The 22,922-nt window shown below is 44.7% G+C and carries 31 protein-coding genes; 1 reads left to right on the top strand and 30 read right to left on the bottom strand.

The window, feature by feature from the left end:
• The 9 genes from E4T92_RS08935 to E4T92_RS08895 form a co-directional block, all read right to left on the bottom strand.
• A partial coding sequence (locus E4T92_RS08935) for a tail fiber protein (protein WP_194199165.1) occupies positions 1–1,387 on the bottom strand: 1,387 nt, incomplete at its 3' end.
• A 27-nt stretch (positions 1,388–1,414) separates the two neighbouring features.
• Entirely contained in the window at positions 1,415–1,981 is a 567-nt protein-coding gene (locus E4T92_RS08930) for a phage tail protein (RefSeq protein WP_135094333.1), read from the bottom strand.
• A complete protein-coding gene (locus tag E4T92_RS08925) occupies positions 1,974–3,080 on the bottom strand; it encodes a baseplate J/gp47 family protein (RefSeq protein WP_135094339.1) in 1,107 nt (368 codons plus the stop codon). Before E4T92_RS08925 ends, E4T92_RS08930 begins: the two co-directional genes overlap by 8 nt.
• A complete protein-coding gene (locus E4T92_RS08920) occupies positions 3,080–3,442 on the bottom strand; it encodes a GPW/gp25 family protein (protein WP_077545285.1) in 363 nt (120 codons plus the stop codon). Before E4T92_RS08920 ends, E4T92_RS08925 begins: the two co-directional genes overlap by 1 nt.
• A gap of 58 nt (positions 3,443–3,500) precedes the next feature.
• On the bottom strand, positions 3,501–4,109 hold the full coding sequence (locus tag E4T92_RS08915; RefSeq protein WP_135094332.1) for a phage baseplate assembly protein V: 609 nt from the start codon (positions 4,107–4,109) through the stop codon (positions 3,501–3,503).
• Positions 4,096–5,160: a contractile injection system protein, VgrG/Pvc8 family gene (locus E4T92_RS08910; RefSeq protein ID WP_135094331.1), complete on the bottom strand. Its 1,065-nt coding sequence runs from the start codon at positions 5,158–5,160 to the stop codon at positions 4,096–4,098. Before E4T92_RS08910 ends, E4T92_RS08915 begins: the two co-directional genes overlap by 14 nt.
• Complete coding sequence (locus E4T92_RS08905) at positions 5,153–5,383, bottom strand: tail protein X (protein ID WP_135094338.1); 231 nt, start codon at positions 5,381–5,383, stop codon at positions 5,153–5,155. The genes E4T92_RS08910 and E4T92_RS08905 overlap by 8 nt, the downstream gene beginning before the upstream one ends.
• Positions 5,364–6,311, bottom strand: coding sequence for a phage tail protein (locus E4T92_RS08900; protein WP_135094330.1), 948 nt, complete (start codon positions 6,309–6,311; stop codon positions 5,364–5,366). The genes E4T92_RS08905 and E4T92_RS08900 overlap by 20 nt, the downstream gene beginning before the upstream one ends.
• Positions 6,311–8,941, bottom strand: coding sequence for a phage tail tape measure protein (locus E4T92_RS08895; protein ID WP_135094329.1), 2,631 nt, complete (start codon positions 8,939–8,941; stop codon positions 6,311–6,313). Before E4T92_RS08895 ends, E4T92_RS08900 begins: the two co-directional genes overlap by 1 nt.
• Positions 8,942–8,982: 41 nt before the next feature.
• On the opposite strand from E4T92_RS08895, the gene E4T92_RS08890 reads away from it, so the two are divergent.
• A complete protein-coding gene (locus tag E4T92_RS08890) occupies positions 8,983–9,339 on the top strand; it encodes a hypothetical protein (protein WP_135094328.1) in 357 nt (118 codons plus the stop codon).
• A gap of 12 nt (positions 9,340–9,351) precedes the next feature.
• Here the strand turns inward: E4T92_RS08890 and E4T92_RS11335 are convergent, their stop codons facing one another.
• The 21 genes from E4T92_RS11335 to E4T92_RS08785 all read right to left on the bottom strand — a co-directional run bounded on the left by E4T92_RS11335 (position 9,352) and on the right by E4T92_RS08785 (position 22,901).
• A complete protein-coding gene (locus E4T92_RS11335; protein WP_135094337.1) occupies positions 9,352–9,504 on the bottom strand; it encodes a GpE family phage tail protein in 153 nt (50 codons plus the stop codon).
• On the bottom strand, positions 9,501–9,755 hold the full coding sequence (locus tag E4T92_RS08880; RefSeq protein WP_135094327.1) for a phage tail assembly protein: 255 nt from the start codon (positions 9,753–9,755) through the stop codon (positions 9,501–9,503). Before E4T92_RS08880 ends, E4T92_RS11335 begins: the two co-directional genes overlap by 4 nt.
• 89 nt (positions 9,756–9,844) lie before the next feature.
• A complete protein-coding gene (locus E4T92_RS08875) occupies positions 9,845–10,363 on the bottom strand; it encodes a phage major tail tube protein (RefSeq protein WP_135094326.1) in 519 nt (172 codons plus the stop codon).
• Between the two features lie 12 nt (positions 10,364–10,375).
• Positions 10,376–11,764, bottom strand: a complete 1,389-nt coding sequence (locus tag E4T92_RS08870) for a phage tail sheath subtilisin-like domain-containing protein (RefSeq protein WP_135094325.1) — start codon at positions 11,762–11,764, stop codon at positions 10,376–10,378.
• Between the two features lie 9 nt (positions 11,765–11,773).
• Positions 11,774–12,259: a Gp37 family protein gene (locus tag E4T92_RS08865; RefSeq protein WP_135094324.1), complete on the bottom strand. Its 486-nt coding sequence runs from the start codon at positions 12,257–12,259 to the stop codon at positions 11,774–11,776.
• Between the two features lies 1 nt (position 12,260).
• Positions 12,261–12,695, bottom strand: coding sequence for a DUF1320 domain-containing protein (locus E4T92_RS08860; protein WP_135094323.1), 435 nt, complete (start codon positions 12,693–12,695; stop codon positions 12,261–12,263).
• Entirely contained in the window at positions 12,695–13,039 is a 345-nt protein-coding gene (locus tag E4T92_RS08855) for a hypothetical protein (RefSeq protein ID WP_135094322.1), read from the bottom strand. The genes E4T92_RS08860 and E4T92_RS08855 overlap by 1 nt, the downstream gene beginning before the upstream one ends.
• 74 nt (positions 13,040–13,113) lie before the next feature.
• Complete coding sequence (locus tag E4T92_RS08850) at positions 13,114–14,040, bottom strand: inorganic pyrophosphatase (protein ID WP_135094321.1); 927 nt, start codon at positions 14,038–14,040, stop codon at positions 13,114–13,116.
• 12 nt (positions 14,041–14,052) lie between these two features.
• Positions 14,053–15,180 carry a peptidase gene (locus E4T92_RS08845; protein ID WP_135094320.1) on the bottom strand — a complete coding sequence of 376 codons (1,128 nt, stop codon included), beginning with the start codon at positions 15,178–15,180 and terminating at the stop codon, positions 14,053–14,055.
• Between the two features lie 251 nt (positions 15,181–15,431).
• A complete protein-coding gene (locus E4T92_RS08840; protein ID WP_135094319.1) occupies positions 15,432–15,923 on the bottom strand; it encodes a phage virion morphogenesis protein in 492 nt (163 codons plus the stop codon).
• 165 nt (positions 15,924–16,088) lie between these two features.
• On the bottom strand, positions 16,089–16,355 hold the full coding sequence (locus E4T92_RS08835; RefSeq protein WP_135094318.1) for a hypothetical protein: 267 nt from the start codon (positions 16,353–16,355) through the stop codon (positions 16,089–16,091).
• 121 nt (positions 16,356–16,476) lie between these two features.
• Positions 16,477–17,733 carry a phage minor head protein gene (locus E4T92_RS08830; protein ID WP_135094317.1) on the bottom strand — a complete coding sequence of 419 codons (1,257 nt, stop codon included), beginning with the start codon at positions 17,731–17,733 and terminating at the stop codon, positions 16,477–16,479.
• Positions 17,726–19,153, bottom strand: coding sequence for a DUF935 family protein (locus E4T92_RS08825; RefSeq protein ID WP_135094316.1), 1,428 nt, complete (start codon positions 19,151–19,153; stop codon positions 17,726–17,728). The genes E4T92_RS08830 and E4T92_RS08825 overlap by 8 nt, the downstream gene beginning before the upstream one ends.
• Positions 19,154–19,156: 3 nt before the next feature.
• A complete protein-coding gene (locus tag E4T92_RS08820) occupies positions 19,157–20,461 on the bottom strand; it encodes a terminase family protein (protein WP_135094315.1) in 1,305 nt (434 codons plus the stop codon).
• Positions 20,448–21,020, bottom strand: a complete 573-nt coding sequence (locus tag E4T92_RS08815; protein WP_135094314.1) for a DUF3486 family protein — start codon at positions 21,018–21,020, stop codon at positions 20,448–20,450. Before E4T92_RS08815 ends, E4T92_RS08820 begins: the two co-directional genes overlap by 14 nt.
• A 22-nt stretch (positions 21,021–21,042) precedes the next feature.
• Positions 21,043–21,333, bottom strand: coding sequence for a winged-helix domain-containing protein (locus E4T92_RS08810; RefSeq protein ID WP_135094313.1), 291 nt, complete (start codon positions 21,331–21,333; stop codon positions 21,043–21,045).
• Between the two features lie 2 nt (positions 21,334–21,335).
• Positions 21,336–21,668: a DUF2730 domain-containing protein gene (locus E4T92_RS08805; protein ID WP_135094312.1), complete on the bottom strand. Its 333-nt coding sequence runs from the start codon at positions 21,666–21,668 to the stop codon at positions 21,336–21,338.
• Entirely contained in the window at positions 21,661–21,870 is a 210-nt protein-coding gene (locus E4T92_RS08800; protein WP_135094311.1) for a hypothetical protein, read from the bottom strand. Before E4T92_RS08800 ends, E4T92_RS08805 begins: the two co-directional genes overlap by 8 nt.
• Positions 21,871–21,980: 110 nt before the next feature.
• Positions 21,981–22,238 (bottom strand): DUF2681 domain-containing protein, encoded by a 258-nt coding sequence (locus tag E4T92_RS08795; protein WP_135094310.1) that lies wholly within the window; start codon positions 22,236–22,238, stop codon positions 21,981–21,983.
• Positions 22,235–22,456, bottom strand: coding sequence for a DUF2644 domain-containing protein (locus E4T92_RS08790; RefSeq protein WP_135094309.1), 222 nt, complete (start codon positions 22,454–22,456; stop codon positions 22,235–22,237). The genes E4T92_RS08795 and E4T92_RS08790 overlap by 4 nt, the downstream gene beginning before the upstream one ends.
• The gene (locus tag E4T92_RS08785) at positions 22,440–22,901 is read right to left on the bottom strand and encodes a hypothetical protein (RefSeq protein WP_228063589.1); all 462 of its coding nucleotides are present in this window, start codon (positions 22,899–22,901) and stop codon (positions 22,440–22,442) included. The genes E4T92_RS08790 and E4T92_RS08785 overlap by 17 nt, the downstream gene beginning before the upstream one ends.
• Between the last annotated feature and the right edge of the window lie 21 nt (positions 22,902–22,922).

Genomic DNA, 22,922 nt, shown 5'->3' with positions numbered 1-22,922 from the left:
AAGCACGATACGCCACGGTTTCATTCCGCTCCAGTTTTGGGAATGAACAATAGCGGCTTGAATTATCCTGCATTTTGTACACGATATTAAATCGTGGGTCGGATTCAGAGTTAGGGTTAAACTCCAGACGCCACTCGCCGCCGTTATTTATCGGGAATTTGTGTTTTACCCAACTGGAATTCGTGACAACGAGCGACCCTTTTACGTTGATGTCTCCGCCAACTTGTAATCGGGCAGTGCCATCATCAGCCGCACTGCCGATAACCACATTACCTGTCCGGCTAAACCCTTTCAAAAAAAATTGATATTGTTGTGTTGCATTCCAACCACCCATTTCAAAGGTGATATTTTTATCTGCAAGTAATATCGTCTTGAGCATTGATTTCGGCACACCCTCGCCTTCACCTGCACGACAAACAAGTTCACTAATCACTTTATTAGGGGCGGTTGCTGCAGTCATATCAACAGATTGGTCGACAAATTGAATATACGGCGCATATCGTATATCATTGCGACGAATAACGACACGATAGTTGGACTCAAGACTACGGGCAAAGACGGTATCACGAGGGACTTTGCCGTTGCTGTCGAGTTTTAAGTTTTCATGCCACGACAAATTCAGCGTTGCTTGATTCCAATCTGCCTTTGATTCAAAGGTTCGGTTAAGCAAAACATAATGACAGCGTATGACCGAAAATGCCCCCATCACTGACACATCAAGCTGTACCGGGCTTTTATCATTTAGAGGTAGGTTTGTGATAGTGCTTGTGGCATTATTGTGCAAATCTAGCTGATAATGCCCGTTGCCTCGGTACACCATACCGATTTCCGCTATCCAATGCTCGCGGTTCGCTAAGTCAAAGTTCACCGGCGTGCTACCGGCTTTGACGTTGATTTTATAAAAATTAAGTCTTCTGATTTTGTCATCTAATTTTTTTACCGCAAATGAGGTTGCGATGGTGTCACTGCTCGTACTATCAATGGCATCTGATTTTTTGCTGTTGGGGATGTAGTTAGCAAGGTTTCGGGTGAGGCTGTCAATCAAGGCTTTGATTGCCTTAATGACTCGTGCTGTTGGGGCTTTTTCTCGACTATCTGATTCCCAAGTGTCATCAAGTTGCACAATGCCTTTTTGACTTGTTGAGCTTCTCGGCAGGGCGTGACTATGTCCGTCTTTATCGGCAGTGCTTGTACTCTCTGCCGTTAAATCTTTGGGTTTGGCTTTGCCGGTTAATACATCAAGGGCTTTTTTAAGCCACTTAGTGCGGTTGGCAAGTTGTTTAATAGGTTTATTGGTAATGCCGTTTTCGCCCCCCAACACCGGGTCGTTTTCCTCAATTTGGTAGATACCATCTTCCCATTTTTCTTGTTCTTTTAAATTTGCCATAAAATATCCTTTCAATGAGGGTTAAATCTAGGTTGAACCGTGGTTATAACTGCCGTTATAACGGACTTTGTTGTTGTAACGTATCGGCACGGATTTATAATCCAGCACCGCAAGGGTGCAACGGGCTGGGGCAAAATTGCGTAGGATTTTGCGTAGATGTTGTCCTTGTTCGTTAGTAATAGGTTGATTTAGCCGAATGGCGTAATATGCCCATTTGTCGCTTAAAGGAATAGCTTGCACAAACTTGTGTTCGTAGGTGCGGGCTTTTAATCCCTCATCAATATCAATCTCACCAAAGCCCAAACGGCGTAACACTTCACGAATTGCCCACGGCGTGCCTTTGTAGCGGTGCAGTTCGATTGCGGCTTTAATCAGTTCACGCTTTGAGCCGCTACTTTCGGCTAAAAACTCTCCGTCATAGCCGGTGACACTCCATTTTTCAGCAAGGAGTGGGATAAATTCATCATCTAACAAATCCACAAGAGTGGTCATAATTTTGCCGGTATCAAGACGGGAGAGCGGCAGGCTTAAATCCGCAAGGGCTTTGTATTTGATTTCTTGCTCAATGATGTCTGCATAAGTGAGTTTAGCCATCACTGCGCTCCGGGGTCACTTCGATATTGATTGCGGTACAGTTTGCCCATTCGGTCTCATTGATAACCGTTTTTGCGGGGCTGATTAAATTCACGTCATACACGCCTTCAACTCTCAACGCACTGATAATGGCGGATGGCACAATATCAACGCCGAGTTTTTTCGTTTTATCGGAGAGATAAAGTTGCAATGCATTCCGTGCTTGAGTTTTCACAATATCTTCACGGTAGCCGTCAAGTAAGGTGAGTGTGGCTGTAATTTGGTAATTACGCCGGGTTGGGGCAATCACTTCCACCGTATCGCAAAGCGGTCTGCGACGTTCCGGGTTCAGGTAGGCTTTAATATCATTAAGCAATCGTGTATCGGGCAAACCGGTTTTCGTGAGCACCGCAATGCGTACCAAACCGCCACGGGGGGTGGAGACATTGACATCTGCAATCGCTTGCGACACGGCGCGAGTGTGATAGTCATAAGCGGCAATCGACCCACAGGTGGTAAAAGCTTCCGGTGCGGCAAGAATGCGTTTGCGATAGGCGTCATCCTCTTCACGGGCAAGTCCGCCGCTTGAGACATCAATATTGGTTATGGTGATTTCACCGTCAAAATTGACCGCACTTTTCAGTGTCTTCACCCGCCCTAATTCCCAACCATTGCCGACTTCACCGGTTTGATTGCATTCGGCTTCAATTTCTACGTAAGCAATCAGTGGGGTAATCACATCATCATTTAAGGTGATAAATTCCACATTGTCTGTGGCGGCAACGCGCGTACCTTTGGGGATAAAAATAGAAGGGTGTTCGCCCTGCACGCTAAAGCGTAAAATTGTGCGTGCCGGCTTATCCAACAAGCGGTAACAACCAAAGGTCTCACCACATAAATCCAAGGCAAGCCCTGTCGCATATTGTGGGAAAGTTTGGCGAAAGGCTTCGTTAATCCCTTGTCGGGCTAAACTTTCCCGAAACGCATAGACATTAATCAATAAGCGTTCAATCTGTGCCGGTTGTAGCACTTTGCCGGTGCGTTTTTCATAATCGGCAATGGCATCACGCAAGATGATTTCAACATTATCATCCACGGCTTTTACATCAAATCGGTTCATCATGGTTTCACCTCGGTGGCATAAATTTCACGATACACATCATCAACCAGCGACCAACTAATCAACAGTTCAAAATGAGGCGCAATACCGCTTATCTGTACGCTATCGACCTCAATTCGGGTTTCCCATTTTTGTAAGGCGAGGGTGATTTCCCGCACCATATTGGGGATAGCCACCTCTTCCGGCTGGTCAATATATTGAACATGGTCGCTGCCAAATTCAGGGCGTAACACGTCTGTGCCTTTGAGCGTGTTAAGAATGTTGGCGATGCATTGATGAATATCATCAACGCCTTGCACCGCTTGGTTTTCCAAATTCGGTGCAAGTTGCCAATGGGTCGTTAAGATAGGATTGGTATTCATAGCCTTGATGATACAAGGCTATGCAGAAAAGTACTTTTAAACTACTTTAAAGAAAAAGTTATTCAGGAAGCCCGGTTTTGCCACCGGAATCGCCCGGGTGTTTGTGATTTTTTAAGCTGATATTATCCGCTTTAATGTCCCCACCTTTCGTTTTAAGCGAACCGTTAATGGTTGCTGTTGCACCATTGCTACCACCGTTACCTGTCATGCCTTGCATATAGGTTAAAGCACCACTCACTAATAAGTTTCCGGTGGTTTCGGTTTCAGGGCAATCAATAGTGACTTTAGACGGCGATTTAATCAATACCTCACCCACGGCAGACACTTCAACGTTGCCGGTGGAGCGGTCATGCTTAATCACCGTACCGTTAGAAAATTGCTTCATCCAAATATGACTATCAGCGACGGGTGTCGGGTCCTGCTCGTTATAAATTGCCCCCAACACACAACCCCCTTCGCCGCGTGCATCGAGTAAAATCGCTACCAGTTCGCCCACATCAGGCAAGCAGTAAAACTGGTTGCCACCTGCGTTAGGGGTGAGAAAGGAAAGCCAAGCGGTTTCCAAATCTTCCAGTGCGGGAATTTTACACCGCACTTTGTGGGTTTTCGGGTCGATTGCCGACACAATGCCTTCTTGATAGGTTGCCGAAAAATTATGGGGTTGCATTGCTCATCTCCATTCCAAGCGTTAATAAATCATCGGGGATAAATTCCAACATTCGCACTTCGATGTTGGTGATATAACCCTGACTGCGTGAAATGCTGTGCCGGGATTGCTTAATTAAATATTTACCCGAAAACACACCTAAATTTCGCAATAAAATGGTCGAACCGGCAACGAGTTTCGGGTTACCCATCACCGTAATATCACCGGCACTTTGGTCTTCGTTTTGCTCACTTAATGCGGCATCACCAAGGACATCAATCTGTTCTTGGCTTTCGCCACGGGTGGTGATTTTAAGCGTATCGCCACTTGCCGCCTGTGCCTGCTTCATTTTCGGGCGAAGTGCGGTCGCTTTTTTGGATTTTTTCACCACTTTCTTGCCGTTGCTGTCAAAGCCTTTAATTTCCACTTCTTTTGCCGTGTCTTTAATGCGGTCACGCAACCGAATACTTTTGCATTGGCTTTCATCTAATACCGCAATGGGGGCAGTTTGTCCCAGTTCGTCTTTGTCCGTAAAGACCAGTTGGTCGCCGACAATTTTGAAACTATGGTGATATTCACGGGCAAGGCGGGCTAAAAATTCCACGTCGCGTTCTTGATATTGAGTAATCCGTTTAATATGGATTGCTTTGATTTTCCCGACCACTTTTAATTTCAAATTTGCCGCCACTTTCGCGACCACTTGTGCCAAGGTGGTATTCTCATAGGATCGTGGTTTTAACGTGCGGTTGGCTTTGGCAATGCCGGTGGATAATGCCCGCAAGGTAATACTTGAGGGGCGATAGCTATATTCCACTTCATCAATTTCAAATGCCCCAATCTCGACCAACGGTTCACCTTGATAACCAATCGCCGCTTTTAATTTATCGCCTTGGGTCGGAAACCACTGGCGAATCCATTTGCCGTTTATATCTTCAAATTGCACTGATAGTTCATCCGATTGCCCCTCAAGATAATCAGTGTAAGTCAATTCAATTAAAGACGGCTCAATTTCCGCCGTGATATTGGTTTTCTCATAAAAAAGGGAAAAATCGGGCTGTTGCACGTTAATCATTGTTCCCTCTTAGCCACGGCGGCAGATTTTCATTTTGGGTCGGTTTGACATTCAGCACCGGAATATAAACGGTTTCCCCCAAGGGTAAGACTTCGCAAAAACTAATATGAGGATTGGCTTCAATAATGCGGGCATACTCTAACGCATTGCCGTAGTAATAATAAGCAAGGTTATCCCACCGTTCGCCTTGTTTAACGGTGTGTTTAAGCACGGTTTGCGTCATCATTTGCCTCCCGATTATCTTGGTTTTGCTCATCGCTACGTAACACTATCCACGCCGTCATTTTTGCCACCGGCGCACTCAAGTTATCGACCCGTTCATTCATTGCAGAAAGCGCATTATCGGCGGGTTTAAACCAATTTTCCCAGCCGGTTTCATCGGCTTGACTGAAATGTTGTTTCATTATCTGTAAATCGTCATAAATCGCGGCCACATCACGGCCAAATTCACTCACCACCGGCAAGGCTTGACGAACGTTTTCAAAAGCCGATTGCATTCCAATCAACTCACCAAAATTGCCTAAGGCGTTATCTAAATTGGTTAATGCACCGGGCAAATAAGCCAGTGCAGAGGCAGGGTCGTCTGCCAGTTGGCGAACTACCGCAACGGTGTTACGCACTTCATCTACCGCACGTTTACCTTGGTGATAGATTTCCACCCCACGGCTGACTACGCTTTTGACGGTAGAAAGTGTGGCGCTTACCCCCTGTGGCAACATTGACCCAAGCAAGGATTTCCCACCAATATTTAATGCCGCCCCAAGCAAACTGTTTTGTCCGTTGCCGACAAACTCCAGCAGACGAATATTCATCTCACGCGCAAGCGCATTGCCCTTGGCGTCCGTAAACAGGGTGGTTGAAGAAATATCGGTAATGACATAGTTGCCTTTATATTTACCCGCTCCCCAAATCAAGGCGAGCGCTTCTTGTTTGGCTTTTGCCGAAAGCAAAGCTTGATAACGGCTTTCCACACCGCCCATTTTGTGGTGTAGCCGAATGGCAAAAGAGAGTTCCGTCAATTTTTCACCCATTGCCTGCAAACGGGGCTTGCCTTTTAACACCGAATGTTCGGCAAATTCTGCCGAATGGCTTTCGGAAAAATCCGTTAGATTGACCGGTTCAAAAGCGATATTGCCTAGCATAAAATACATTAGTAAGCTCTCCGTTGTCGTTGATCTAACACCCGATTGAGTAAGCGTTCAAACTCTACAAGGCTCATATTTAACCCTTGTTGTACTTGCTCCATCACCCCTTGACCGACATTTTCTCCCACGTGAATCGTTGGGTTAAAATTCACCACAATACCGCTTTGTTGATTGCTTTCATTGTGCGTCACCGCAGTTCTGTTAAGTGGCTGATACTCGCCCCAAATTGACGGGGTTTCCGCATTGGCATTTGGATTAAACCCGGGTGTACGAAAATCTGAAGGCTGATTGATCCCCAATAAATTTCCGACAACAGTAGCCCCAAATTTGATGTCGTCCCAAAGCGATCCGAAAAAGCCTTTTTTTGCGTTTAATAACGGTTTAAATACGCGCTCAACGCCATTTAAAACGGGTTCAAATTTGACCGCACTTTGCCATCTATCTTTTGCCTGCATTCGTTCGATATATTGCAACCGAGCATTTTTAGGCTTTTCAGGCGTGGTGAGTTTCGGGGCTTTGATTGCCGGTGCGGTAATGCTTTTCGGGGCGGCTTTCTTCACTTTTTTGGTCATTTTGTCCACGGCTTTAGTGGCTTTCAGTGCATTATCGGCGATGCCAATGGCTAATCCTGTTGCGATATTATCGCCATAGCCTTTAAATACCCGACTTGGTGAGTGAATGCCCAGTTTTTCTTTAAACCAACCTTTAATGCCCTCACCCAAATCAGAGACGATTTGTTTTGCCCCTTCCCAAGCGTTTTTAATACCATTGACTAAACCGTCAATCATATTTTTGCCGAAGTCGCTAAATTTGCTTGGTAAATCAATACCGAACCAAGACAATACGCCGGCAAAGATTTGATAGAACAAGCCCAACGGCGACCAGTTCAAAATGCTTGCGGTGATATTGCCAATGCCGGAGTTGAAGAAGCCGGTGATATTGTCCCAAATACTGCTAAACCAACCGCTGACGTTATTCCAAATATCCGCGATAAACTGTCCGCAAGATGCCGCTTTTTCACCAATCCATTGCCACATTTGACTAAATTTTTCGCTGACCCAATCCCAATTATCCCAAAGTAAATAGGCAAGCCCGGCAATCACAGTGATCGCAATACCAATGGGATTGGTAAGGAAAGCACGACCAACTGTGACAATAGCTGTTTTTACAATTCCTAGAACAGTGACTAATTTGTCGAATGCGGGTAGCGTAGAAAGCAGTACAGCTTTGACGATATTGATAAATCCACTACTAAAAGAAGAAAACAATGGTTTAAATGATGTAAAGGTTTTTGATAGCAAACCGGCTCCGGTTTTGGCTTTAAGAAATATACCGGCAAGACTACTAAAAACCCCAATAACAAGAGACAGCCCTGAAAAGCCGGTTGCCACACCTACCCCTATTTTAAATAGAGTTGATACCAGCTCCTGATTATTCCCAATCCAATCCGAAACCCAATGCACCATAGGCATCATGCCTTGTACAAAGCCATTAATAATGGGTAAGAGTGATGAACCGAGTGTAATTCCCACTTCAGTAAAGCTATTTTTCAGTAACTTTAAACTATTCTCAGTCGTTGCACTGCGAGCGGCAAATTCTTTTTCCATTGACCCTAGATACTTCAAGTTACCGCTCTCATCAGTTTCTTGTAGCGTTGAAATACTTTTCTCAAGTAAATCAACATTCCCGGCTATTGAGGAAACATCATCTGCATATTCTTTGCCAAATAAATCGACTAAAACCCCGGTTCTCTTCGCTTTTGGTAGTTTTTCGACACGTTTTAAGAAATCAACAATCGCCCCTTGACCATCTTTAGCAATATTCTGTTTGAGTTGTTTTGCTGAAATACCCACTTCTTTTAATGCCGCTTGAAATTTTTTACCTCCCTTATCTGCGGTATTCAGAGAGGTGAGCATTCCATTGATAGCGGTACTCGCCACTTCTGGCGATTTACCCAATGAAATAAAAGTATTAGCTAAAGCGGCGGCAGCATTTTCAGTGAGTCCAAAATCTTTTGAAACACCGGCAATACGTCCCAACGTGTTGACAATATCAGAGGCTTTTGCCGGAGAGCTATTTGAAAGTTCATTAATGGCGTCACCTAAATTGCCAATGTCTTTAATTGGGATTTTATAAACGTTGGCAAGTTTTGCCATTGAATCACCGCTTTGTTCCGCTGACATATCAAAAGCCACCGACATTTTGGCGATCGTTGTTGTAAAATCTTTTAAATCTTCTTCAGCGACACCCAGTTGACCACCTGAAGCAGTAATGGCAGCAAGTTCTTCCGCTGTCATCGGTAAAGTACGGGTAAGATCAAGGATGTCTTTAGATAAGTTTTTAAACCCTTCAGGCGTTTTAAAATCCACGACTTTTTTGACGTCAGCCATTGCGCTTTCAAAGTCAATAGCAGGTTGAGATAATGCCATAATGCTTGAACCTAGACCGGTGAGCGTCGTTGCGGCTGTTTTAAACGAGCCTTTTGCAAGGTTAAACATTGAGCTTGTTTTTTGCTCAACGGATAACGAGCTGTCTTTTAATGATTTAAATGCATTTGTCACATCTTTGATGCCTGAAATAGCACCTTTCACACTGGCACCAATCACTAATCCTATTGCTAGTTTGCTTGAGATCATTTATAGTCCCTTATAATTATTCAACCACAGGGAAAGATGAAATGTTAGTAAAACTTATTGATGAGGTTTTTGGCATAATCGGTGTCATTATCGGTTTCCTTGTGTTAGTTATCGGTGGAGGCATTGCCTATTACTATTACCCGATCACAACTTGTATTATTGGGGGCTTGTTCCTTTTAAGTGCAATCATCAGTGCATTAGATATATCGCTTTCAGAAGTTCAAGCAGAAAAATTAGGTGAGATCACCGCTATTGTACTTATCATCACAGCTATTGGTTTCGCGTTTTACTTTTTTCCTAAAACAACAGGTGCCGTTATTTTTCTGATGGCGTTAGGATTTATTGTGAAACGTATCGAAGAAAGAAAGTCTCAAAAAGCCATCTGCCTTAAACAATAACAACAAAGCCGCTTAAATAGCGGCTTTGGTATAGTTGGCTTTGATCTGCCGCCGGGCTTGAGTCAACCACCGTTCCACGTCATCTAATGTCATTTCTTCCAAATCGGAATAGGAAAAGCCGAACCAAAAGGCTAAGTCTGCAAGTGCCGCATCAAGTTGTGTTATTTCAACTTTCCCTTTTGCATTTTTTCTACCACCTCGGAAACCCGCTTGAAGTCGGCAATATCCAATTCATCCACATCTTCCGGCACAAGGCCTGTGGCGATAGAAATCAAACTAATACTTTGTTCAATATCCGTACTGCCTTGCATTTTGCGAATATCTTTGACTTTTGGACGGCGAATAGTCAGTTCAGTAATAGTTTTTCCTTCACCATCTTGGATAGGAAATTCAAGGGCAACGATAACATCTGACATAAAAAACTCCTTTGTGAGGTTGTTGTTTAACTTTCACAAAGGAGTTTACTTAAATAGCGGTTTAACTGCTTTTAAACTAATTTAAAGAATTATTGCCCGATGTTGGTGCGGAATTTTTGCAATACATCCTGCCCGTTGACACGGTAGATGTTGGCAAACACGTCCACAAACAAAATTTCTTTGCCGGCGAGCATTTGCTTAACTGAATAAATTTGGAAGGTGTCGGAATGTTCCGTGGCTTCCTTGTTTTTCAGGCTTCCGCCGGTGGTTTTATTAAATGCCACATTCATAATAGTGACCAGCGGTTCTTGCGCGGCAAGCCCTCGGGCATCGAATACCTGCAACTCGGAACGTGCCATTAGTTGCACGTTTTTGTATGGGTTGTAGGCTTCCACCCGCACTTCGGGATAAAAGCTGTCCCAAATCACTTCTCCTTCCATGGCATTTAAACCGGTCGGCAGTTTAATTGTACCGTGCAGCCCTAAGCCTTTGTGTTCAATAAATTCAAACTCAAGGTCAGGCAATTTAAACTCTTTTGCTTTGCCGAGGAGTGAATTGCCGTTGATATAGACATTGGCATTCACAATTTGGTTAATAGATATACTCATCGTTTATTACTCCTATCGTTGTGACACCAAGTTCACTAAGTATTTACGGGTCATCACAGAACGGTTAGTTACACGTTCGCCCGGTATTTTTGGTGTGTACTCATAGACCAACGGAATATGCCCTTGACTAAATTCATTCACTAAATCTTCATCATAATCAAGACCTACACTATAACCCACAAGGGATTTTTGCGAACGCATGAAGGTGTCGATAGTGTCAACGAAGCTGTCAATTAAGGCATCATCAATCGGTTTATCAATAAACTGCAATTCAGCTTGCCGAATAGATTCATCAATAATATCACCCGTGCGTGACGCCACTTCAAAGTTGCTGATGTGGGTGACCGTTGGAAAGTTGGATGAACGGTTGCCCCACAGACGAAAACCCGTACCGAAACTGTTGAAAATCGTCGTAATACCCACGGCGTTGAGCTGATTTGTTTCTGATTGCTTATCATCAACACGCGCAGTCAGTGGTACTTCCATACCAATCACACCCGCTAATTCACGATTAGAGGAGCTAAACCAGTAACCATGTTCTACGTCCACTTTCATTCGTAAGCCTGCTGCGTGAGTGGCTAAACTTTCCAACTGCTTACTTGAACCAATGGCATAAGGATAAAAATGTCGAACATTTTCGTTACTCGCAGACGCATTGATTGTACCCATCGGTCCACGCCCCTGAATGGCTTTAGACAGGCTTGTTCCTTTCGGGAGTTGAATATAGGCTTTAGCATGCAGTTGGTCAGCAAGTGTGGATAGTGCGGCTGCACAACTTGCGGTTTTATCAAATTCAGGGCAAATCAGAATTTTCGCGTCAGCACCGTATAAGTTGAAACCATCACGCAACAATTCAAAGCCTTTACGTTTGCCGGTAACGGTATCAATGCCGCCTTTAATGTCAGCTTCCGTAACTTTGGTTGGGTCGGCATAAATATAACTGACTTTTAAGTTCGCTTTCGTGGTTTTTAGCGTCAATTCCCCCGTTTGTAGGTTGACGGAATAATCCGTTCCTTCACGTAACACCGTTTCACCCGATTTGAGGCTCGTCACGCTAATTAAGCCTGTTTTTGCCGTGCTTGCCATTAAGGTATTGCGATCTTGTGTTAGAACTTCATCGGTGATGGTGGTGCGATGACGTGTCGGGTCAAGCACATTAACCACATACACTTTACCTGCCGCATAACGCGCCAAAATGTCAAAGGCATCAGGCAGAGTAAAGCCTTGATTTAAAATCACGCCAAATTGGGCAAAGTCCTTTTTGGTTTGACAGACGGTTAATTCATTTACTGCACCTTGCGGGGCGGTGCCGACGATACCGATAATTGCGCCATCGACGGTACTTACAGCGACAGAACCGCCGTTTTCACGCTTTGTTTCTGTTCCGTGATGAAAAGCCATAGTTATCTCCTAAGGTTGATTGGGTTTAGAATTGTCCGCACGGCGATAAAGTGCGGTGGTAAATTTGGGTAAATTTTGTGGCTTGCGGTCTTCCACCTGCCACGTTTCCGTTTGAATAATCAGTTGGTATTGCCAAAGCCCTCGGTCTTCGCCGGCAAATTCTTCGCTTATTAAATGACAAGCCGTGCAATTTTCAGGCTTAAACCCCACCACGATAAGGCGCAGTTGGTCGAGCATGTCCAGTGCGCCGGTGTCATCGTGCTGACTGCGGGCAATCACGGTTAAAGCGACTAAGACTTTGCGACGTTGCTGGATAATGTCCGTGCTATCAAGGCTTTCAAACCTTGAACCTGCGTACTGCACTAACACCGCACCAAATTCATCGGTGAGATTGTAATGTTCCAAATCATCGGGAAATAATTCGATGCTGAACCGGTTCGTTTCATCTTCAATTCGTTTACGAATGCTTTCTAAAATCGGTCGCGTGGCACTCATCTTAATACCCTGATAAATCCAGTCTCTCCGGCGCACGGGCTTTGAATTTAAGAGCGGAAGGTAAGGCGTCATCCTCTCCCGCACCCAGTTCGGTTAAGCCAAGATGCAATTTGCCATGTTGAATTCGCTCTAAGTCTTTCAATGCCTGTGCGTGGGTGTCTTTCACGTTATCCGGAAAGCCTCTGCCATCCGGTCGGCGTGAATACAGCCAGTAGCGAGCCAGTTGCAAACAGATATTGCGTACAATCGTTGGCACTTGATTTAACGGCAACACATAACGCGACCGTAAGTAGCCATCTACCGTTTCAGTGGCATATTCACAGGCTTTAGTGAGTACCGCTTGGTCGGCTTCCTGTGCGCGGGAGGTGTCGTTTGATAATGAAACAAGCGCATTTTCACTCATCACTTCCGTTAAATCTTGTGCCGAAATGTACATTAGGCTTCACCTGCTTCTTTTCGTGCTTTAGCGGCTTTTTCCGCTTCTTTACGGGCTTTTTCTTCTGCTTTTGCTTCTGCCTCAGCTTTGGCTTTCTCCTCTGCCTCAAGACGGGCTTGTTCTTCTGCAGCTTTGTGCGCCTGTTCTTCGGCAATCAAACGGGCTTTTTCCGCTTCGGCTTCCGCCTGTTTACGCTTTTCCTCGTCTTCATCTAATTGCACATAAAGCGAGATTTTTTCGGCTTCTTCGGCGGTCAGTTCAATTTTGTCGCCTTTCTCATAGCGTTTGCCGTTGTGTAAAATTGCCATTGCACTAATCACGGCATAAAGTTTGGTTTTATTCATAGGGTTTCTCCCGGTGAAAATGCGTTTCAAAATGACCGCACTTAAAACGCGTTTAAATGCGGCTTAAATTCAGCTTAAAGGCAGCCTTTGATTAAGTAGCCGGCTGATGCCCCTACTAAATGTGCTTTGTGAATATCGGTGGTGCGAATGACTTCGATTTTGCCGCCGTTTTCTTTGTAGGTATCTACAAATAAACCTTTATTGCGGCGAACGGTGTAACCGTAAGATGGCTCATAAACCGTACCTTTACGCTCGGCGGAACGTGGCGCAACATAAGCAAGTACAATGGCATCGCTCCAGATGTCTTTGAGTTGGTTGTTTTCTTCATACACTGCTTCACCGATTTTGACGGTTTCAATACCAATCAATTTGGCAAACACTTCCGGCGTGATAATGGCGACTTGGGAATATTTCAGTTTTTCAATGACCATTGGGTGCTCTTTTAACGCTGCCCACACATCACCGGCAATGACGCAGACATTGGGTTTGCGACCGATAGCACGTTTTACCGCACGAATACCGGTGTCGAACATCCCGAAAATATCAGCAGATTTATCGGTAATTTTAGAAGTGCCGCTTAGGGTGACTTTGTTCCCAGCTTCATATCGACTTTCGTCAAGGGCAAGCGTGGCCACTTCTTTTTCGCGCCCCAGTGCAATCACATCTTGGGTGGTGTTCAACGCAAATTGACGAAGGCTGAAAATCGCTTCATTTTCTTCGCGATAGTCAATGGCATATTCCACATCGTGTTCTTCCAGTGCTACATCAATGGCGGTGATGTCTTCCGGGTCTAGGCGATTTGAACTACCGCGTAAGTTACGCACTGTGCTTGGCAGGCGGAAAGCTAGGCGACCAAATTTCGGGATTTTGCCTGCTTCTTTGTCGATTTCGACAACCGGCATTAAGGTTTCACAGATTAATTCAAGGTTGTGATAGCCTTGAGCAAGGTTGGTTAAAACCGGGTCTTGCACGCGGAGTGCTTGAAGATTATGTGCTGGCATAAATTGTCCTTCTTAGTTGTAGATTGCGTTAAATGCGGCGGTGTAGCTCACATTGTGTTCTTTGGCGTACGCCCGAATTTTTTGGTCGGCTTCAATGCTTGCCGGGTTTGTCCCTTCGGCATAGTCCACCGTGCTGTCTTCAGGTAGGGCGACCTTATCTTTAGTTGCCACTTCAGCAAATTCGATAATTTTCGGTTGAGCTTCCAAAAACGCTTTAATTTTGGAATGGAGGTTTTCGCCTTCACCAAATTCAACTACGCCGCCTTGAGCGGTGGTTGAACCATAGTTCAACAAATCAATGGCTTGCTGTTTTGCTACCGGTGCAAGTTTGCCGGCAGCCACCAAACTTTCGGCAAAGTCCGCATTATCGGCTTTCGCTTGATTCAGTTCGGCTTGGGCTTTGGCGGCTTCCGCTTCGGCTTTTTCCGTTTTTAACTGTTCGTTTTCAGCTTTAAGCTGCTCAATTTCTTCAGGGGTCATCTCAATCTCTCCTTGGTTTAGGTTCTCATCTGAAGTTGGGGTTGGGGGCGGTGTCGGTTCATTAAAATGGGGTAAGTGCGCCGAGTTAATTTCGGTGACACTTTCCCGCACCGCTTCTTCGTGTAGACTTTGCACTTGCCAAGCCGGCAACACTTTATCGGTTTCGTCCAAACCGAATTTTTCAATAAAGAAATCACGCATACGGCTCCACAATGTCGCTTCCGTCCAGTCTGAAAAATCCACGACACCCTGTTCGTTGTCGGCAAATTCAGGGTTACGCAAGCCTTTCACCGCAGGGGGCATTGCCCCTAAAAAGCCCACGTGGCGTAAATAGAGGTTTCCCGGGCAAGGGTTGTTCGGACTGTCGGCAAGGTAAAAAGAGGAAGAAATCTTTTTAAACCGTCCTTTTTCAACCATTTCCGCAAATTCGGGGTCGATTTGGTCGAATTCGGCTTTTAATACCTCACCGTCTAATTCAAGGCGTTTCACCCAGCCATAGGCAGGGGCGTTGTGTTTCGGGTGTCCAATCACCGCAGGGGATTCGTGGTAGGCCACGTTGTAGGCATTGACGGCTTGTTGTAAATCGGCAACGGTAATATCAACCACGTTGCCGTTGGCATCAGCACGTTTGCCGGCTTTGAAAATTTCAATCAGTTGCATAAGCTATCCTTTCGTTGATGGGGATAGCATAGAGGAAGGGAGTGAAATTTGATTTTAAAGGGGTTTAAAGATTACAACCGGGGGATTTTTCGCTAAAAATAAGAGAGTGTTCTGTCATATTTAGAATTGATTTAAATGGCGTTTAAATCGCATTCTGCGTGTTTAAATTTTTTGAGATGATAAATTGCTTAACGTTAAAATAAAACGCCACAGTGGGCGTTTTTAGGCTTATTTTTGAAAATTAGGTAAGGTTATAAATTTTGGTCAATTTGGCGTTGCAACAGTGCGGTGGCTTTTTTCAATAGTTTTTGCTCATCAGAACGAGATAATCCCAACCAAGGTCGCGCCGGTATCACCGCTTTTTTGGCAAATACCTTGCTTTTACCAAATTTTAACCGCTTGGCTTTTTTCGGGGTTATCGTGCCACCGAACTGATGCAATCTTGCATACTTGGCATCCGAACCGAATTCTAAATGGTTGTCATCGTAGTTATAGGCAGTTTTCTGTGAGAGATAACCGTCTTGTTTTAAAATCCGATTATCGCCTTTAATTTGTTGAGTGATTGGCGACAGCGGCTGCCATTTTTTACCCTGTGGATCGACTTCCTCATCAAACCGCTTTTTGTGTAATTTTTTTAACGTTTCACCCAACACGCCATAAAGTTTTCGTGGGTGCTTGAGTTGGCGTGCAATGCCGTTCAGTTGTTGGGCGGCTTGGGTGTCGTTGAGGGTAATTTTAATCATAACCTTGATCTCGTAGAATAAAAGCGTGGTAATGTTGCCACGCTTTAAAAGGTATTTAACAATGAATGAAAAGCAATTAGCACTACTTGAACGCTTTAAAAAAGACGGCGAACGAGCAACACTCAATATCGTATTAAGCGAATGGGCTTTTGAAAAACTCTCACGTCACGAAACACTTGATGAGCATTCTCTAAGAGAATGGGCAAATAATCCCAAATGTTCAAAAGGGAAATCATTAGCCTTGCTTAATTTTTTAGATTCAATCAATGCTTCGGCAAAGAGTGATAAATAAAAGTAATCCTTATCATCAAGTTCCGAATCAAGATTTTCTAATGTCTTTGCTAACATTATTTTGGTATTTTGGCTTGGAGCTTGTTTTTCTCTTTCTTGAATTTTTCGTGTGGCTTCAAATAAACCCGCTAGATTTTGCATAATATCTCCTATTGATAAAAAAATAAGTTGGGCGTATAGTATTTCCTGCGGTGGGGGTTTCCTACTGGAAAGGTTGTGCTGTCAAAGGCTCATTATCCTGTTCGAATCAGGCAAACTACCGCTATAATTTCCCCCATAACACCTCATATTTGTACATTCCTGATTTATCTGTAAATATGCTTGCCGTTCTCACCAAATTCACTTTGTAGGTGAGTTTTTTCTTGCTCAATTCATCTTTGATTTTGACCTCATAATCCATTTTGATTGCTACTTTGCCTTGCTCGGTTTCGTAGATAAACAACAAAGTCGGTTGCTTTTGTTGGGTTTCCAATAAAATAGCGGTTGGATTTCTTAACTTTTCCGGTAGTTGTTCCCAAAACGCAACGGGTAAATTAATGCCTTTGGCTTGTTTGCTATCACGAAGAGCGTGCAAAACGTCATCATCACGCACGGCAATCACCGCCGATTGTGGGGCTTTCTCAAGTACGGTTAATTTATCAATCACTTTTGCCGGAATCACGCCCACATTTTTCATCTGTCCACGGGCGATTTTTTCACTTGCTACTGTTTCGACCATTGACTTCATCGCCCCGTTTAACATCATTAAAGCACGTGGATTTTGTAATACGTTATCAATGAGTAAACTCGCTAACTTAGGTTCAGACGAGACAAATTTATTAAACAACAGTTGATCCACATCCGCATTTCGTCCGGCGGTTAAACGTTCAAAATTATGCGGGGCAAAGCCGACATCATAGCCTTTTGGCACGTGCACGGTGCGGGGATTGCCGGAGCGGATACCCACGGTTTTATCAACCCATTCAATATCAGGTGAGGGGCTGACGGTTCTGCCCATTTCTTTCAAATCGTCTTCATCGTGAGCGGTGACGGTACAATGGCAACCATAGGCTTTTATCGGGTAGTAATAACGCCAAAACGGATCGGTTGCCGGTAAAATCGTGCCGTCTAAATCAATGTGTTCCTGACGAGGGTGGGCGTTGTCGTGGTGGTGATATTCCCAGTAGGGCATTACATCCGCCAAATCTAAATGCTGTTGCAAGCGTCCGCGGTTATAAGCGGCATAGACGTTGGTGTCGTAAATAATTCGGGTGCGCCAGTTTCGACCGCCTTTATAATCCCAACCTGTGCGCGCCACAATGTCATCAAAACGTTGACGAAAGCCTTCCAAGGTTTCGCCTCGTGCAATGGCATCATCCACCGCTTCACGAAAGGCAAGCAATACCTCGTTGCGGTTTGCCCCGGCGACCATAAAAAAGTAGTCGTGTTCCTCACCCAATACGTCAAGATAGCTGTTGGTCGGTAAATTGAGTTTTTTCTCAAAATATCGCACCTGTTGTTCAAACGTGAATTTATCCATGGCGTTCGTCTTCCACTGATTGTCGTCCGGCAAAATGTGCTGCCATTGATCCCCACGCTAGCAATTCGCCATATTCGGCAAAACTGAGTTCAGGAATAAGGCTGTCGAGTTGGTGGTGAAAATCTTCCAAACTTTCCGCTTGCCCAAGTTGGTCGCGAATAGCTTGCAGCCAATGGTCAACGTGGGCTTCACCTCCCACTTCTAACTGTTCGCCGATAGTCTCAACCACGGATTTTGGAATAGGCTCGGCAAATTCAGCGGTATTTTTGACCGCACTTTTTTCTGTCTGCATCACAATATCACCCTCTTCAAAACCATAGGTGCGGTTGATATATTGCTCGGTAAAGCTCACGCCAATTTCGGTGAGCAGTTTGTCCCGTTCCGCTTGGAGTTTATCAATGCTTTCTTGTTCAAAGAGTTCAAAGGTCGGCAGAATGTCAGGGTTGAAATTTAATTCACAAATCCACGCCAAAAGCTGATTAAATACGCCCTCTACAAGACTTGCGTCATCATCACGAATATCACGGGTGACTTCTAAGCCTGCGGTGGCAGAGGCGCGGTTGGCTTCGGCTTCCGTGGTTTGATTTTGTCCGAGTAAAGCAATAGCAATTTCAGATTTACAATAACGCAGAAAATCATCAAACACTTGAGAGCTTGCGCCTTTACTGGCACTTTCCAGCATTTCAACGGAACTATCACCGGGAATAGCCGCAACCGCCGTTCCCAGCATTTTTTCAAGACTATCCAGTAAGTCATCAATTTCGTGAACCTGTGCCTCTCTTGGGTGTTTACCGACCAGCCACGGACTGCCGTATTTTTCCATAAATTCAAGCCAGAATTTAAAACCGCCTTTTTTGAAGGTGGCTGCCCAAAAGCACATCGCAAGGTCGGCACGCCCGTAAGGGTTCATATAGTCCGCTTGTTGGGTAGCAAGTAAGAATTTCATTTCCGGCACAAGATCGCCATGGTAGTTGTCCTTGGTGCGCAACATTAGGCGGTTTTCTTCATCGAAGACGAACCATTCTTGCGGTTTGCCGACAATCGCAACCGGCAAGAGTAAGCCGTTTTGGTTTTCCCACATTACTTCAAGAGCTTGATAGCCAAACAGCGTGGCATCTAAAATTTGGTTAATGATTTGGCTTATTGGCAAACGGTCGAAAAGTGCGGTCAAAATCTCGTCTGTTTTTTCGTTTCCTGTTGGGGTAAGTCGCCACTCTAAGCCTTTAATCGCCGCCTTTCTACGGCGTACACAACCGCCCACGTGACTGTCGGATAAAATTTCGCGATAAACGGAAATATCTTTGCCCATTTTCTTTAAAACCGGGTCAGGGTTCGGCAGATAGTGCATAAACGACCAATAGTCAATAGCAGTGGCACGGCTTGCAATCACCTTGATTAAATCTTGTTTTTTCGGTGTCATTGATTAATATCCTTCTGTCATTTTGCGGCTTGCCCGTGGGCGGCGACTGTGTGCTATAACGGGTTGCATCACGGCTTCCGTTGCCGCAGTTAAGGCAAGAAAACACGCCCAAGTACGGTCGGCGTGACCGTTACTATCACTTTCTGCGGTAAAGCGTGGCGTACCGTTTGCTCCGGTGACTTTTTTCAACTTGTGCAAATCTTCCCGCAAATTGCCGTTGCCTTGCGGTATGCGGATTTTGCGGTCTTCAAATGCCGTTTTGCCAATGGTTGCCATTTTGAGTTTGGTGGAAAGATTAAATAACGTGCCGGCGATGCGTTTGCCGTGTTCCGCTTGAGCATCTTCCACCATTTTCTCACCCATTCCGGTTTGGTCTAGATTGCCGGCAACCACGTGATATTGTTTCATTACACGGTTTAATTCTGCCAGTTGCTCACGCAGTGGCACACGTTTGAGTTCTACGATTTCACGTGTCCAATACACATCCCCCACTAATTCAATCACCCAAATCACGGTTAAGTCGTTACGCGCGGCAATATCCATTCCCACAAAACACGAACCGCCTTGATACAGTTCGGGCTTGCCTGCTTGTTCGTGTTCAACGGCATCAATCAAATCATAAGAAAGCCAGCTACTGGCTTCGTCTAACCATTTAAGTTCAAACTCTTGCGCCCACGCGTCTTCATCGTTCAACCCTCTGCGGAGCTGTTCAATATTACGCGGTAAACCGTCTGCCACCGCTTGGTAAATATCTACGGTATGACGTGACCATTCGGTGTTGTCCAAATCGGTCATTAATTCATAAAATTTGTTGCCTTTACCATTTGGTGTAGAGACCACGCGTAACTTCCAGTTTGCGGAAATCACGGGGAACAGCGCTTTCCAGATTTCACGGCTGTTTTGATGGAAAGCAAATTCATCTAAGAACACATTTGCTGAAAAGCCCCGTGCGGTGTCAGGGTTGGCAGGTAAGGCGGTGATTTTTGAGCCGTTAGGGAAAATCACTTCAAGAGCGTTAATGGTCGGGCTAAAGGGGACTTCTGCAATTTCACACACCACACCAATGGCTTCAAGATGACGTTTTACCCCTTCATTAATGGCTTCTTTTGCCTGTCTTTCTCCACGGGATAAAATCACCCAACGGGTGCGTTCGCCTTTAGCCTCTGCCGCCAAACAGTCCAACACAATTTCAAAGGTGGTCGTGAACGTTTTGCCTGATTGACGGCTAAACATTGCCACCTTGAAACGACTGTCATCTTGTAGCCAGCGTTTTTGATAATCGTATAAAACGGTGTTATTCGATGCCATAGACTGCTTTCACCATTTTCTGTACATCCTCAAAGCCCACACCTTGCTGTTTGCCGGCCTCTTCCACGGCTTCTGCAGCCCGTTTAATGGTTTCTTGGCGAATAGCTTGCTCACGTTTAAAACTTAAACTCTCTGCTTGCTCCAATCGCTGAATGGCAGAGGACAGTAAGGCAAGATCTTTAGGTTCAATACCGCCGTCTTGTTCCCCCAGTTTTAATGAGGTTTCAAAGGCAATTTGTTTCACCATTTCCATTAAACTTTTACCCAAATCACTTTGTGGCATTTCACCAAATTGTTTTGTCCACACTTCGGCAATTTCTCGGGATTGGCGAATACGTGAACCAATTTTTTCCATTCGGCTGGCATAACGATTTAACCCTGTTTTGCTCAGTTGCATTTCTTCCGGCAAGCCGCAATCCCGAATTAAATCGTTAATTTCTTCTAAAATTTGCGCCTGTGAAAATTGCTTATCACGCAACATCATCGCCAGTTGGGTTTTGATGTTCGGTGGCAATAAATCCACTTTACTGGCTCGTCCTCGGGTGGTTTTATCCGTCATTTAAATCTCCTTTAAATATGATTTAAATTTTCGGTCTTGGGCGTTTGACACCCTCAACAATGGCTTCACCGTTGGCAACATCTAAGCCCCGCTGGGTGATGGTCGCAATCATAAAACCGTTGTTTAACCGTTCAATCCGCACTAACCCTTGCTCTTCAAGCCAGTTCAAATGATTACGCACTAAATCACGGCTGATTTTATGCCCATAAAGGGCGAGGCAATCGTCTAAGATGGACTCGTTGGCATCGTAACCGGCATCCACAAGGGAGCGTAAAATCACCAACCGTTGGTCTTGATGAAAAATATTTTGCATCGCTATTCCTTATTTAATACTTTGGCTTCCAACAATAGGGCGACCTGATGACTAATCGCCTGCACTTGAGTATGGGTGGAGCGGGTTTCGCCTTTAATTTCTGTCATCAGAATTTGAATTTTGGCTAAATCTTCCGAGGTAGGGAGATTTTCTAAGCGGGTTTCAACACCGGTTAAACGCTTGTCATTGCCTTTGATACTTTCAACCAAGGCGGCAACATCGGATTTTTTGGCATATTTACTGTCCATCGTCAGCCAAAAATACGTCCACACTGAGCCGGCAATGGCGGCAACAATCACCCAGTGTTTTTGGATAAATTCAAAGATTTCAAGCATACTTAAACTCCCGTTTCGCTTGTTTTCTTACATAACTTCGATGACAACGACCACAACGCTGACAATCTGACCGCCAACGACGAGCTTTTGATATAGCACGACCACAATCTACGCAGTGAGTGATTCTGGTCGGTTCACTATGCCGAAGTGCAGATGATTTTATTAATGCCCGGACTAAACGTTTTGGATCAATTTCATTCATTTTTTGTGCAAATCTCCCGATAAGTGGCATTATGCACCGCTACTTGACGCAAGGTTTCGGTGGTATCTTGGCGGCTGGCTTTAATCACACTAAAACCTGCGCAAGAGGGATTAATCACGGAGATCGCCCGACCGGTGCAGGCGTTCAATGACATCATCACGGCGAGAGCCACGAGTGTTTTCTTCATTTTTCTTTCTCACTTCAAAATGTTTAACTTGGGTTTCAGCGACTGCCTTTTCGGCTTCAAGTGCGGTCAGTTTTTCCTGTGTTTTCTCAAGCCGGTTTGTTAAATGTTTCACCCGAAAACGAGACCAACCCAATAAAACGGCAAGCCCGAAAATCACACTGAGATAAAGATAAGTTATCATCCTTTATCCCTCCCGAGCGCATTGGCAAAGCCTTTGGTTGCGGCACCGCCGGCACAGAAAATGGCAAAGGTCATAAACATTTCAGGGGCGTAAGGGCGGTCTAAATACACGCAATAAGCCAAAATTGCCGCCATTAATAATGCGCCGAAAAATTGGATAAAAGCGGTGGTGCTAAGTCTGCCGTTATCGTTAGTAATCAGTTCAGTCAGTTTTGCCATTTTCTTTTTCCTCAAAATAATTCAGTCCGGCATTGGCGTAACCAAAGAAGGTCAGGGTTGTTGCACAAACAAAATAACCATAATATGCCAACATAATCCCAAGCAGGGTACTTGTTACAAACTCCCAATAAAGTTTGGCTTTGGTATATTGAAATGTTGGTTTTTTTGAATTGCATAGAAAAAACCACAATACCCAAAGCGTACTCATAAAGTAGAAGAACCATTCATAGGCTTTTATCAGATTGCTAATACCGAATTCATTGGCATAGATAAACCCACCAAAAATAAAAATCTCCCACACCACTGAAAAAAGGGTAATACCGCGAATTTCTCGTTTCATTGTTAATAACTCCATTTTAAGTAAAACCATTGCGCGACTGTGCGCCCGTGATTGATTGCTTTGTTTCGCTTGGCGTTGTTGCTCATTCGGCAACCTCGCTTCCATTGGTGTTTATAGTTTGGAAAA

The organism is Pasteurella sp. WM03 (assembly GCF_004570945.1).
In the GTDB taxonomy this organism is placed as follows: Bacteria; Pseudomonadota; Gammaproteobacteria; order Enterobacterales; family Pasteurellaceae; genus Rodentibacter.
The sequence above is the reverse complement of the archived record's forward strand: the minus strand, read 5'-3'. Positions and strand labels throughout refer to the sequence as shown.